The 12,386-nt window shown below is 72.2% G+C and carries 9 protein-coding genes and 2 pseudogenes; 10 read left to right on the plus strand and 1 reads right to left on the minus strand.

What is annotated here, in order from left to right:
* Positions 1-58 precede the first annotated feature (58 nt).
* From ACIPSA_RS18695 to ACIPSA_RS18725, 7 genes and pseudogenes are all read left to right on the plus strand, one after another.
* Positions 59-1,129 (plus strand): sugar ABC transporter substrate-binding protein, encoded by a 1,071-nt coding sequence (locus ACIPSA_RS18695; protein WP_402635829.1) that lies wholly within the window; start codon positions 59-61, stop codon positions 1,127-1,129.
* The gene (locus ACIPSA_RS18700) at positions 1,126-2,628 is read left to right on the plus strand and encodes a sugar ABC transporter ATP-binding protein (RefSeq protein WP_402635832.1); all 1,503 of its coding nucleotides are present in this window, start codon (positions 1,126-1,128) and stop codon (positions 2,626-2,628) included. The genes ACIPSA_RS18695 and ACIPSA_RS18700 overlap by 4 nt, the downstream gene beginning before the upstream one ends.
* Entirely contained in the window at positions 2,621-3,646 is a 1,026-nt protein-coding gene (locus ACIPSA_RS18705; protein ID WP_402635835.1) for an ABC transporter permease, read from the plus strand. Before ACIPSA_RS18700 ends, ACIPSA_RS18705 begins: the two co-directional genes overlap by 8 nt.
* An 80-nt stretch (positions 3,647-3,726) precedes the next feature.
* Positions 3,727-5,076 (plus strand): L-fuconate dehydratase, encoded by a 1,350-nt coding sequence (locus tag ACIPSA_RS18710; protein ID WP_402635838.1) that lies wholly within the window; start codon positions 3,727-3,729, stop codon positions 5,074-5,076.
* The gene (locus ACIPSA_RS18715; protein WP_402635841.1) at positions 5,073-5,828 is read left to right on the plus strand and encodes an SDR family NAD(P)-dependent oxidoreductase; all 756 of its coding nucleotides are present in this window, start codon (positions 5,073-5,075) and stop codon (positions 5,826-5,828) included. Before ACIPSA_RS18710 ends, ACIPSA_RS18715 begins: the two co-directional genes overlap by 4 nt.
* Positions 5,825-6,793, plus strand: coding sequence for an aldo/keto reductase (locus ACIPSA_RS18720; protein ID WP_402635844.1), 969 nt, complete (start codon positions 5,825-5,827; stop codon positions 6,791-6,793). Before ACIPSA_RS18715 ends, ACIPSA_RS18720 begins: the two co-directional genes overlap by 4 nt.
* Positions 6,790-6,913: pseudogene (locus ACIPSA_RS18725) on the plus strand (L-rhamnose mutarotase); the annotation flags it as partial. The gene ACIPSA_RS18720 and the pseudogene ACIPSA_RS18725, both read left to right, overlap by 4 nt.
* A gap of 42 nt (positions 6,914-6,955) precedes the next feature.
* On the opposite strand, the gene ACIPSA_RS18730 reads toward ACIPSA_RS18725, so the two are convergent.
* Positions 6,956-8,377 carry a lipase maturation factor family protein gene (locus ACIPSA_RS18730; RefSeq protein WP_402635847.1) on the minus strand — a complete coding sequence of 474 codons (1,422 nt, stop codon included), beginning with the start codon at positions 8,375-8,377 and terminating at the stop codon, positions 6,956-6,958.
* Positions 8,378-8,536: 159 nt separating this feature from the next.
* Between ACIPSA_RS18730 and ACIPSA_RS18735 the strand changes: the two genes are divergently transcribed.
* The 3 genes and pseudogenes from ACIPSA_RS18735 to ACIPSA_RS18745 all read left to right on the plus strand — a co-directional run.
* Positions 8,537-9,877 (plus strand): DUF6777 domain-containing protein, encoded by a 1,341-nt coding sequence (locus ACIPSA_RS18735; protein ID WP_402635850.1) that lies wholly within the window; start codon positions 8,537-8,539, stop codon positions 9,875-9,877.
* A gap of 59 nt (positions 9,878-9,936) precedes the next feature.
* A complete protein-coding gene (locus ACIPSA_RS18740) occupies positions 9,937-12,024 on the plus strand; it encodes a SpoIIE family protein phosphatase (RefSeq protein ID WP_402635853.1) in 2,088 nt (695 codons plus the stop codon).
* A 30-nt stretch (positions 12,025-12,054) separates the two neighbouring features.
* A pseudogene (locus tag ACIPSA_RS18745) lies at positions 12,055-12,322 on the plus strand (Fpg/Nei family DNA glycosylase); the annotation flags it as partial.
* Positions 12,323-12,386: the final 64 nt, after the last annotated feature.

A 12,386-nucleotide genomic window follows, 5' to 3' on the forward strand; every position in this document is an offset into this window, starting at 1 on the left:
GAGTGGTCTGATAAGTATGCGGACATCTGCTCGAACACGCTCAACGAGGAGCTGCCAGATGCCCGGCAGAACACTGAGGAAGCGGAACAGGACCCGGATCACCGGCGCGGCGGCCCTCGCCGTCGGCGCCTCGCTCGCACTCGCCGCATGCGGCAGCACCAAGGACGACGGCGCCGCCGGCAGCGCGGGCGGCGGCACCGGCAAGGTCGGGGTGATCCTGCCCCTGCTGACCTCGCCGTTCTGGCAGTCGTACAACGACTACGTGCCGAAGATGGCGAAGTCCGAAGGCGTCGACGCGCTGAAGACCGTCAACTCCAACAGCGACCCCTCGCAGCAGATCACCGACATCAACAACGAGCTCAACCAGGGCGTCAAGGGCCTGGTCGTCGCCCCGCTGGACAGCGCCGCCATCCAGGCCGGGCTCGACCAGGCCGACCGCAAGGGCGTGCCGGTCGTCGCCGTCGACGTCGCACCGGACAAGGGCAAGGTCGCGATGGTCGTCCGCGCCGACAACGTCGCCTACGGCACCAAGGCCTGCGACTACCTCGGCAAGCACATCACCGCCGGCAAGGTCGTGCAGATCATGGGCGACCTGGCGTCCGTCAACGGCCGGGACCGGTCCGAGGCCTTCCGGTCCTGCGTGAAGAAGAACTACCCGAAGCTCAAGGTGCTGGAGATCCCCGCCAAGTGGGAGTCCGACACCGCCGCCTCCGAGCTCGACACCCTCCTCAACGCCAACCCCGACATCAAGGGCATCTACATGCAGGCCGGCGGTGTGTACCTCGCGCCGACGCTGCAGACCCTGAAGTCGAAGAACATGCTGAAGACGGCGGGCAGCAAGGGCCACATCGTCATCGTCTCCAACGACGGCATCCCGCAGGAGTACGACGCCATCCGCAAGGGCGAGATCGACGCCACCGTCTCCCAGCCGGCCGACGCGTACGCCAAGTACGGCATGTACTACATCAAGGCGGCCATGGAAGGAAAGACGTTCAAGCCCGGCCCCACCGACCACGACTCGACGATCGTCAAGCTGCCCAGCGGCATCCTGGAGGACCAGCTGCCCGCGCCCCTGGTCACCAAGGACAACGTCGACGACCCGAAGCTGTGGGGCAACACGGTCAAATGAGCGCACCCGAGAACGCGCCCCTGGTGGAGGCACGCGGCATCGTCAAACGCTACGGCCCCACGGTCGCCCTCGCCGACGGCCGGCTCACCGTGCTGCCCGGCGAGTCCCACGCCCTCGTCGGCCGCAACGGCGCGGGCAAATCCACCCTCGTCAGCGTCCTCACCGGTCTGCAGGCGCCGGACGACGGCGGGGTCCGCTTCGACGGCGAACCCGCGCCCCCGCTCGCGGACCGCGACGCCTGGCGCCGCAAGGTCGCCTGCGTCTACCAGAAGCCCACGGTCGTACCGGAGCTGACGGTCGCCGAGAACCTCTTCATCAACCGGCAGCCGGTCAACCGGGGCTTCATCAGCTGGCGCAGGCTCAGGACCGAGGCCGCCGCGCTCCTCGACACCTGGGACGTGCGCGTCGACCCCGAGGCCCGCACCGCCGACCTCAAGGTCGAGGACCGCCAGATGGTCGAGATCGCGCGCGCGTTGAGCTTCGGCGCCCGGTTCATCGTCCTCGACGAGCCGACCGCCCAGCTCGACAGCCGCGAGATCGAGCGGCTGTTCAGCCGCATGCGGGCGTTGCAGGACTCCGGCGTCACCTTCCTCTTCATCTCCCACCACCTCCAGGAGGTGTACGAGGTCTGCCAGACCGTGACCGTGCTGCGCGACGCCCGCTGGATCACCACGGCACCCGTCGCCGAACTGCCGAGGGCGGCGCTGGTCGAGGCGATGGCCGGGGAGGCGGTCGCGGACCACACGTACACGCGCGACACGGGGGCCGCCGATTCCCCCGTGCTGCTCGACGTGCGCGGTCTCACCTCCGCCGCGTACCGGGACGTCGACCTCACCGTGCGCGCCGGTGAGGTCGTCGGACTCGCCGGAACCAGCGGCAGCGGCAAGACCGAACTCGCCGAGTCCCTCGCCGGACTGCACACCCCGAGCGGCGGATCGGCCCGGCTCGACGGCAAGGAGCTCCCTCTCGGCGACGTACGGGCCGCGCTGACCGCGGGCGTCGGCTGTGTGCCCCGCGACCGGCACGAACAGGGCCTCGTCCCCGGCATGACCATCGGCGACAACACCACCATGAGCGTCCTGGACCGGCTCGGCCGTTTCGGCTTCGTCGGCACCGAACGCAGACGCGGCCTCGCCACCGAGCTGATCGAACGCCTCGACATCCACGCCGAGGGCCCCGAACAGCCCGTCTCCGACCTGTCCGGCGGCAACGCGCAGAAGGTCGTCATGGCCCGCGCCCTCGCCTCCGACCCCCGCCTCCTCGTCCTGATCAACCCCACCGCGGGCGTCGACGTGAAGTCCAAGGAGTCCCTGCTGGCCCGGGTGGACGGCGCCCGCGACGACGGGACCGCCGTGCTCGTCGTCTCCGACGAACTGGACGACCTGCGCCGCTGCGACCGCGTCCTCGTCCTCTTCCACGGCCGCGTCGTCGCCGAGCACCCGGCCGGCTGGCACGACCACGAGCTGATCGCCTCCATCGAAGGAGTGGACCATGGCTGACACCAAGGCCCCGCCGCTCACCCCGGTACGCTCCCCCGACCCGCGGGCGGCGCGGGCGGTGCTGCTCCGCCGGGCCCGGGAACTCGCCCTCGTACCAGCCCTGTTGGTGCTCATGGTGCTCGGCGCGGTGGTCAACGACTCGTTCCTCACCGAGCGCAACCTGATCTCCGTCCTGGGTGCCTCCGCCGCGCTCGCGATGGTCGTGCTCGCCGAGTCGCTCGTCCTCCTCACCGGCAAGTTCGACCTGTCCCTGGAGTCGGTCGTCGGCATCGCGCCCGCCGTGGGAGCCCTCCTCGTCCTGCCCTCCGCCCAGTCCGGCTGGGGGACCGAGTTGCCGGCGCCGCTCGCCCTGCTCGCGATCCTGCTCGTCGGCGCGGTCGTCGGCGCCTTCAACGGCATCCTGGTCGTGAAGTTCAAGCTCAACGCGTTCATCGTGACGCTGGCGATGCTGATCGTGCTGCGCGGTCTGCTGGTCGGTGCGACCAAGGGCAAGACGCTCTTCGGCATGCCGGACAGCTTCTACTCGCTGGCGACCACCACGTTTCTCACGGTCCCGATGTCGGTGTGGCTCGCCGCCGTCTGCTTCGCCGTCGCCGGGCTCGTGCTCAGGTACCACCGTGTGGGGCGCGCCCTGTACGCCATCGGCGGCAACCCGGACGCGGCGCGGGCTGCCGGCATCCGGGTCGAGCGCGTGATGCTCGGTGTGTTCGTCGTCGCGGGCGCCCTCGCCTCGGTCGGGGGGATCATGCAGACCGGATACGTCGGCGCGATCAGCGCCAACCAGGGCAACAACATGATCTTCACGGTGTTCGCGGCCGCGGTGATCGGAGGCATCAGCCTCGACGGCGGCAAGGGCACCATGTTCGGCGCCCTGACCGGCGTACTCCTTCTGGGTGTCGTACAGAACCTGCTCACCCTCGCGCAGGTGCCGTCGTTCTGGATCCAGGCCATCTACGGCGGGATCATCCTCGTCGCCCTCATGATCGCCCGCGTGACGACCGGCCGGGCGCAGGACTGATCCCGAGGCCCGAGGCCCGAGGCCCGAGGCCCAAGGCTCAGGTCCTGGCTCCCACCTCCTCACCGACCGAAAGGACTTCCGTGTCCCCGACCCCCGGCCCCTCTTGTCGCGTCACCGCGGTCGACACCCACGACATCCGCTTCCCCACCTCGCGCGAGCTGGACGGCTCCGACGCGATGAACCCGGACCCCGACTACTCGGCGGCCTACGTCGTGCTGCGCACCGACGCGGCCGACGGGCACGAGGGGCACGGGTTCACCTTCACCATCGGGCGGGGCAACGATGTGCAGGTCGCCGCGATCGACGCGCTGCGGGACCATGTGCTCGGACGTTCCGTCGAGGAGATGTGCGACGACCCGGGGACGCTGTTCCACGACCTGATCGGTGACAGCCAGCTGCGCTGGCTCGGCCCCGAGAAGGGCGTGATGCACATGGCGATCGGGGCCCTGGTGAACGCGGTCTGGGACCTCGCCGCCAAGCGTGCCGGCAAGCCGCTGTGGCAGCTGCTCGCCGACGCCGAACCGGAGTGGATCGTGCGGCAGATCGACTTCCGGTACATCACCGACGCGCTCACCCCCGAGGAGGCCCTGGACCTCCTGCGCCGCGGCCGGGAGGGCGCCGGGGAGCGCAGGGCCCGGCTGCTGGAGCGCGGCTTCCCCGCCTACACCACCTCCGCCGGATGGCTCGGCTACGACGACGACAAACTCACCCGGCTGGCCGCCCGGGCGGTCGCCGACGGCTTCCGGCAGATCAAGCTGAAGGTCGGCGCCGACCTCGACGACGACGTACGCCGCTGCCGTGTCGCCCGCTCCGTCGTCGGACCCGGCATCCGCATGGCGATCGACGCCAACCAGCGCTGGGACGTCGCCGAGGCGATCCGCTGGACCAAGGCCCTCGCCGAGTTCGACCCGTACTGGATCGAGGAGCCCACCAGCCCCGACGACGTCCTCGGACACGCGGCGATCCGCGCGGCCGTCGCCCCCGTCAGGGTCGCCACCGGCGAGCACGTCCAGAACCGGATCGTCTTCAAGCAGATGCTCCAGGCCGGCGCCCTGGACGTGGTCCAGATCGACGCGGCCCGGGTCGGCGGCGTCAACGAGAACCTCGCCATCCTCCTGCTCGCGGCCAAGTACGGCGTCCCGGTGTGCCCGCACGCGGGCGGCGTCGGACTGTGCGAACTCGTCCAGCACCTCTCGATGTTCGACTACCTGGCGGTCGCCGGCACCACGGACGAACGGGTCATCGAATACGTCGACCACCTGCACGAGCACTTCCTCGCCCCGGCGGTCGTCCGCGACGGCCACTACACGGCACCCGCCGCGCCGGGCTTCTCGGCGGCCATGCGGCCCGAGTCCATCGCGCGGTACACCTTCCCCGGCGGCACCTTCTGGTCCGCCGACCCCGACACGCAGAAGGGACACGCGGCGTGAGCGACTTCGAGGGACTGAGAGCCCTGGTGACGGGCGGCGCCTCCGGAATCGGCCGGGCCACCGCCGAACTCCTGGCCGAACGCGGCGCCCGGGTCGCCGTCCTCGACGTGGACCCGTCGACGGTCGACAAGCCCCTGCTCGCCGTCCGCGCCGACGTCACCGACGAAGCGTCGGTGCGCGCCGCCGTCGAGCACGCGGCCGAGGACCTCGACGGCCTCGACATCCTGGTCAACAACGCGGGCATCGGCGCCCGGGGCACCGTCGAGGACAACGACGACGACGAGTGGCGCAGGGTCTTCGACGTCAACGTCCTCGGCATGGTCCGTACCGCCCGCGCCGCCCTCCCGTACCTGCGCCGCTCCGGGCACGCGGCGATCGTCAACACGTGCTCGATCGCGGCCACCGCGGGACTTCCGGACCGCGCCCTGTACAGCGCCACCAAGGGTGCCGTGTACTCGCTGACCCTGGCCATGGCCGCCGACCACGTCCGCGAGGGCATCCGCGTCAACTGCGTCAACCCCGGTACGGCGGACACCCCGTGGATCGGCCGTCTGCTGGACGCGGCCCCCGACCCGGCCGCCGAACGCGCCGCCCTGGAGGCCCGCCAGCCCAGCGGGCGCCTCGTCTCCGCCGCCGAGGTCGCCGGCGCCATCGCCTATCTGGCGAGCCCGCTGTCCGGCGCCACCACCGGCACCGCCCTGGCCGTGGACGGCGGCATGCAGGGGCTGCGACTGAGGCCGGTGGGCCGGTGAGGACCCTGGGCGGAAGCGGCGTCGAGGTCAGCGAACTGGCCTTCGGCGCCGCCGGGATCGGCAACCTGTACACCGAGGTCGGTGACGAGCAGGCGTACGAGGCGGTGGCCGCCGCCTGGCAGCGGGGCATCCGCTACTTCGACACCGCCCCGCACTACGGGCTCGGCCTGTCCGAACGGCGGCTGGGCGCGGCCCTGCGGGACTTTCCCCGGGACCAGTACACCGTCTCCACGAAGGTGGGCCGTCGCCTGGAGCCCGCGGACACCGCCGGCAACGACCTGGCCAACGGGTTCGCCGTGCCCGCCACCCACCGCCGTGTGTGGGACTTCAGCGCCGACGGCATCCGCCGCACCCTGGAGGCCAGTCTGGAGCGGCTCGGCCTCGACCGGGTGGACGTCGTCTACCTCCACGACCCCGACGACCATCCCGAGCAGGCCTTCCGCGAGGCCTACCCGGCCCTGGCGAAACTCCGGGCCGAGGGCCTGGTCGGCGCGATCGGCGCGGGCATGAACCAGACCGCGATGCTCACCCGCTTCGTCCGCGAGACCGACGTCGACGTGGTGCTGTGCGCCGGCCGCTACACCCTCCTCGACCGGAGCGCCCTCACCGACCTGCTGCCGGCCGCCGCCGAACGGGGCACGTCGGTCGTCATCGGCGGCGCCTTCAACTCCGGCCTGCTGGCGGATCCGACGCCGGGTGCGACGTACAACTACGCCAGGGCCCCACGGGAGTTGCTGGACCGCGCCCTGCGCCTGAAGTCGGCCGCCGAGCGCCACGGCACCACGCTGCGCGCCGTCGCCCTGGCCTACTGCGCCGCCCACCCGGCGGTCGCGACCGTCCTGGTCGGCACCCGTTCGGCCGCCGAAGTCCACGACTGCGCGGACCAGTTCGCGGCGCCGGTATCCGCCGCCTTCTGGCAGGAGCTGCGGGAGACGGGCCTGCTGCCCCGCGAGGAGCCCTCCTGAGAATCGCCCTGCGCACCAGTTCGCGCGGACCGGATCGCCGAGCACGAGGCGGCCCACCGTGAGGTCCCGGCCGAGCCCACGGACACCATCGGTGCCGCCGGTGCCACGCCCTGGACGGTCCGGGACCCGCGCCGCCCTCTTCCGGTCCACGGCCACCCGCGTCTACGGCCTCTGGGCAACCGCGGCGAGCCGGGTCGGCGGCAGGTACTCCCGCACATATGTCCGCTCCCAGCAGGCGCCCGTCTCCCTCAGCTCCCGCCAGGTCGTGTAGCGGTAGCGGAAGAGGCGGGCGCGGACGAAGCGCGGGGGTTCGTCGGGCGGGAACGGGGAGCTGCGCAGCAGCCTCAGCGTGTCCCGGTCGTTGTCCAGCAGCCGTTCCACCAGGCCGCCGAACCAGGAGCCGGCGTACGCGGGTGAGAGCGCCGCGAACCACATCAGCCAGTCCAGCCGCAGGTGGTAGGGCGCGAACTGGCGCGGCCAGTGCCGTGGATCACCGGGCTTGCCCTTGAACTCGTACTCCCGCCACTCCGCGCCCTCGTACGGTGTGTCGTCGAGCGTGCCCTCGACCACCACCTCGTACCGGATCTGGCTGACGCTGCCGAACGCGCCGTAGGTGTTCACCAGGTGGAGCGGGTCGAAGGAGCGGTTCATGACCTGGCGGCGGGAGATCATGTTCGTCACCGGGTGGTAGCTCAGGTACAGGAGGAGCGCGCCGACCGCCAGGACGACGATCTCGTACCAGAGCGGGGCCGGGGCCGTGGCCGGCGCGGAGGCGGGGAGCCGCAGCGCCGACAGGGCCAGCACGATGGTGATCCAGTTCAGCCAGGAGAAGTTGCCGGACAGGACGAGCCACAGCTGGGTGGCGATCATCAGGGACGCGGCGGCCGTCGCGATCGGCTGCGGGGTGAACAGCAGGACCGGCACCACGAGTTGGGTGAAGTGGTTCGCCGCCACCTCCACGCGGTGCAGCGGCTTCGGCAGATGGTGGAAGAACCAGCTCAGCGGGCCCGGCATCGGCTGGGTCTCGTGGTGGTAGTACAGGCAGGTCAGCTTCCGCCAGCAGGTGTCGCCGCGCATCTTGATCAGCCCCGCGCCGAACTCGACCCGGAACAGGATCCAGCGCAGCAGGAAGAGGACCACGACGGGCGGCGCGACCTCGTCGTTGCCCAGGAAGACGGCGAGGAAACCGACCTCCAGGAGCAGCGACTCCCAGCCGAACGCGTACCAGGTCTGGCCGACGTTGACGACCGACAGGTACAGCGCCCAGGGGACCAGCCACAGCAGCATCCCGCCCCACAGGGGGAGCAGCGAGTCCAGGCCCGCGAGCAGCGCCGCCGACACGGCGCAGCCCGTCCAGGAGCAGGCGGCGAAGAAGCGGTCCGAGTAGTGCAGATGGAAGAGGCTGGGCGCGCTGCGGAACGGCACCCGGCGGACGTAGCGGGGGATCGGCAGCATGCCGCGCTCGCCGAGCAGGGCGCGGAACTGCACGGCCGCGGTCAGGAACGCGACGAGGTACAAGCCGGCCAGAGCCCGCTGGAAGACCAGCCGGCTCCACCAGTAGTCGGGTGCGGTGAACCAGTCCACGGCCGTGCGCTCCTCCCTCCATTGTGGCGCCGCGGACGTGCGGCGTCGGGGTGCCCGTCACTCTGTGTACCGCATCGCTCCGCTTGCGTAACCCACGCGAGTGAAGCAGACAATGAGGGGCGAATTGTTCAGTTCGTTCAAGACGATGTGCCCAAGACGATGTGGGAGAACGCAGTGCGGACACCCGCCGGAACCACTCTCGTCGCCTGCGTGCTGTCGGCGGCGCTCCTGGTCGCCGGATGCGCCCGCGGCGGCGCCGGGGACACCCGGCCGGGCGGCGAGGTCGTCCTGCAGCCGGTCGCGGCGCAGGGCCCCGACCCCTTCACCGGCTCCACGGCGACCGGTACGGCCGCCCCGGCCCCGGTCATCCGGACGCCGCAGCCCGCCGGCTCCGCGCAGAACGCCTCGGTGCCCCTCAGCGGGCTGCGGTCCATCTCCGGCGGCACGCCCGGCCTGTACGGCGGCACCGCGCGGGTCGGCAGCTGCGACGTCGAGCGGCAGATCGGCTATCTGGCGGCCGACCCGGCCAGGGGCCGTGCCTTCGCCCGGGCCGAGGGTGTCGCCCAGGCGGCGGTTCCCGGCTTTCTCCGCGGTCTGACGCCGGTCGTGCTGCGGGCCGACACCCGGGTCACCAATCACGGGTACCGCGACGGCCGGGCGGCCGGATTCCCGTCCGTGCTGCAGGCCGGCACCGCCGTGCTCGTCGACGACCGCGGCGTGCCCCGCGTCCGCTGCGCCTGCGGCAACCCGCTGAAGTCGCCCCAGGCGTCCCACGCCGCCTCGGGCACCGGCGGGCAGCCCTGGTCCGGCTACCGGCCCGGCGAGGCCATCGAGGTGACTCCGGCGCCCCAGGCCGTCACCAGCATCACGATCCTCGACATCGGAAACCACACCTGGATCGAACGCCCGATCGGTCACGATGTCCGGCACGACCACGTCGTACCCCCGCCCGCGAGCGCGGCACAGTCCCAGCACACCCAGCGGCCGAACCCGCACGAGACCCGCCCCGGCGCCACCCCGGGACAGACCGGCAGGGTGCCGGGCACCGCCCCGTCCGCCCTGCCGGCCGGCTGCGCCACCCCCACCCCCACCGTCCGCCCGGGCGTCGGTGGCCTGGGCGGCCTCGGCGGCGTCGCGGCCCCCGCCCGGCCGGAACGGCCGCCCGCGGACTGCGCCACGACGACGCCCGCCACGAGGGCCCCCGGCGACCCGCCGGCACCCGCCGGCCGAACCGCACCCGACACCGGCACGCCGGACCAGGGCGCCGCGATGACGATCCCTCAGGAGCCGTCGTTCCCCGACGACCCCTCGCTCACCGAGCCCGGCACCGCTCTGGACACCAGCTCCGCGGAGACCACCGGCGAGACCGGCCCCGAGACCGGCCCCGAGGCCGTCCCGGACGTCCCCGACCTGCCCGACGGCGGCGGCCCGATCCCCGACGACAGCACCTCCGTCACCGGCAGCATCTTCGACAGCCCCACCGGCGTCTTCGGAGGCTGAGTCCGAACGTGTCACCGAGACCGCTCGAAGAATCGGGCGAATCCTGGCAAGGTGGCTCCATGACTGAGCGGGGAGCGAGCGCCCTGTCAGTCCCGGACGACTGGCCCGCCCACCCGGATCCGATCCTGGCGCTCAATCGCATGGGGTCCTTCGACTGGGACCTGGACACCGGTCTGCTCCACATGGACGCCCAGGCCCACGAGGTGTTCGACATCCTTCCCGAGGAGTTCGACGGACACTCCGAGTCCCTCGCGGTCCGCGTGCCCCAGCCGGAGGGCAGCCGGCTGGACGCCGTGGTCTCCCGGGCCATCAAGGACGGCAGCGAGAACTACGGCGCGTACTTCCGCATCCGCTGCCGTGACGGTGCGCTGCGCTGGACGCACACCCAGGGCTACATCCGGCGCGACGGGACGGGCCGGCCCCGCCGGGTCATCGGCATCGTCCGGGACGCCACGCAGGAGCTGGCGGACCTGGAGGCGAACAGTGTGCGGGCAGCCCAGGACGAGGCGGTCCGCAGACAGACCAACGTCGTGCAGGTCATCACCGCGGCCCTCTCCCACGCCCGCAGCGTCCAGGACGTCATCGACGTCCTCAAGGACTCCCACGGCGTACGGCACCTCGGCGCGACGAGCCTGGTCATGGGCCTGGTGGAGGCGGGCCGGATCCGGCTGGTGGCCGAGGGGCCGGAGGGCAGCTTCGTGCCCGGCACCCGGGTCACGCGGATCGACGAGCCCTACCCGATGGGCGAGGTCGTACGGACCCTGAGCCCGCGGTTCATCGAGTCCCCGGAGGAGTTCTCCCAGGGGTACCCGATCCTCTGGCCGCGCATCACCGACCTGAACATCACCTCGGCCGCCTATCTGCCCCTGATCGCCCAGGCCCGCCCGATCGGTGCCATGGGCCTGCTCTACAACGACCGGCGCGGCTTCTCCGACGAGGAGCGCACCGTCCTGATCGCGCTCGGCAGCAGCATCGCGCAGAGCCTGCAGCGGGCCATGCTCTACGAGCAGGAGAAGGACCTCGCCCAGGGCCTGCAGCAGGCGATGCTGCCGCGCACCATCCCCAGCGTGCCCGGTGCCGACGTCGCCGTCCGCTACCGCTCCGCCTCCGCGGGGGGCACCCTCGGCCGGGACATCGGCGGCGACTGGTACGACCTCATCCCGCTGCCGGGCGGCCGGGTCGGCGCCGTCATCGGCGACGTCCAGGGGCACGACACGCACGCGGCGGCCGTCATGGGCCAGCTGCGCATCGTGCTGCGCGCCTACGCCGCCGAGGGCCACACCCCGGCCACGGTGATGGCCCGTGCCTCCGTCTTCCTGCACGAACTCGACACCGACCGCTTCGCCACCTGCCTGTACGCGGAGGCCGACCTGTCCACCGGAGTGGTGCAGGTGGTCCGGGCCGGTCACATAGACCCCCTGATCCGCCGGACGGACGGCAGCTGCCGCCGGGTGTCGGTCGAGGGCGGCCTGCCGCTCGGCCTGTCGGCGGAGTTCGGGCGGCTGGAGTACCCGGTCTCCACCCTCGAACTCGACCCCGGCCACACCCTCCTGCTGTGCACGGACGGGCTCGTCGAGCAGCCCGGCGCCGACCTCGACGACGGCATGCGGGCCCTCGTGGCACTCATCGCCGCCGGCCCGGACGACGTGCGCGGCCTCGCCAACCGGCTCATCACGGTGGCCGAGGCGCGCGGCGGGGACGACGACGTGGCCCTGCTCCTGCTGCGCCGCCGGGTCCTGGACACCGTGCGGACCGGCGGCCGGCTCCAGCAGCACGTGGCCCCCGGCGACCCCGAGGCCCTGACGCTGGCCCGGCACATGATCCGCGCCGCGGTCCGCGCCTGGGGCGCGGGCGATCGCGCCGACGAGGTCGAGCTGGTCGCCGACGAGCTGATCACCAACGCCCTGATGCACACCGAGGGCTCCGCGATCGTCACCCTCAGGGTCCTCAGCGGCAGTGACCGCCGGGTGCGCGTCGAGGTCGAGGACTCCTCCAGCGCCCTGCCACGCCGCCGTGAGGCGGGGGAGTCGGGGGTCTCGGGGCGCGGACTGCTGCTCGTCGACATGCTCACGGACGTGTGGGGCGTGGAGGCCCGGGGCGGGGGCAAGTGCGTCTGGTGCGAGTTCCTGGTGCCGGAACGCGCCTGACCCCACCAACCCCGGAGGCACTCTGGACGTATGCCGGAACTCCCCGAGGTGGAAGCGCTCAAGGACTTCCCGACCGAGCGGTTGGCCGGCCACGAGGTCGTGCGGGTACTGCCACTGGAAGGACCGGCTGCCCGACGGTGTGCCCCGCCCCGGCAAGGGCCCGCCGGCGCTGCGGGTCGCGCTGGAGACCGGCGCGGGCTTCGACCTGACCGAGGCCGGTACGCAGAAGCGCCTGGCGGTGTACGTCGTCCGCGATCCGCAGGAGGTGCCGGGCGCGGCCCGGCTCGGCCCGGACCCTCCCCCAGTGCCTCAAGGGCCTGGGGGCACCCCCAGCCGACGACCAACCGGTCTGCGGGTCCACG

This window comes from Streptomyces sp. NPDC086549 (assembly GCF_044746205.1).
GTDB lineage: Bacteria > Actinomycetota > Actinomycetes > Streptomycetales > Streptomycetaceae > Streptomyces.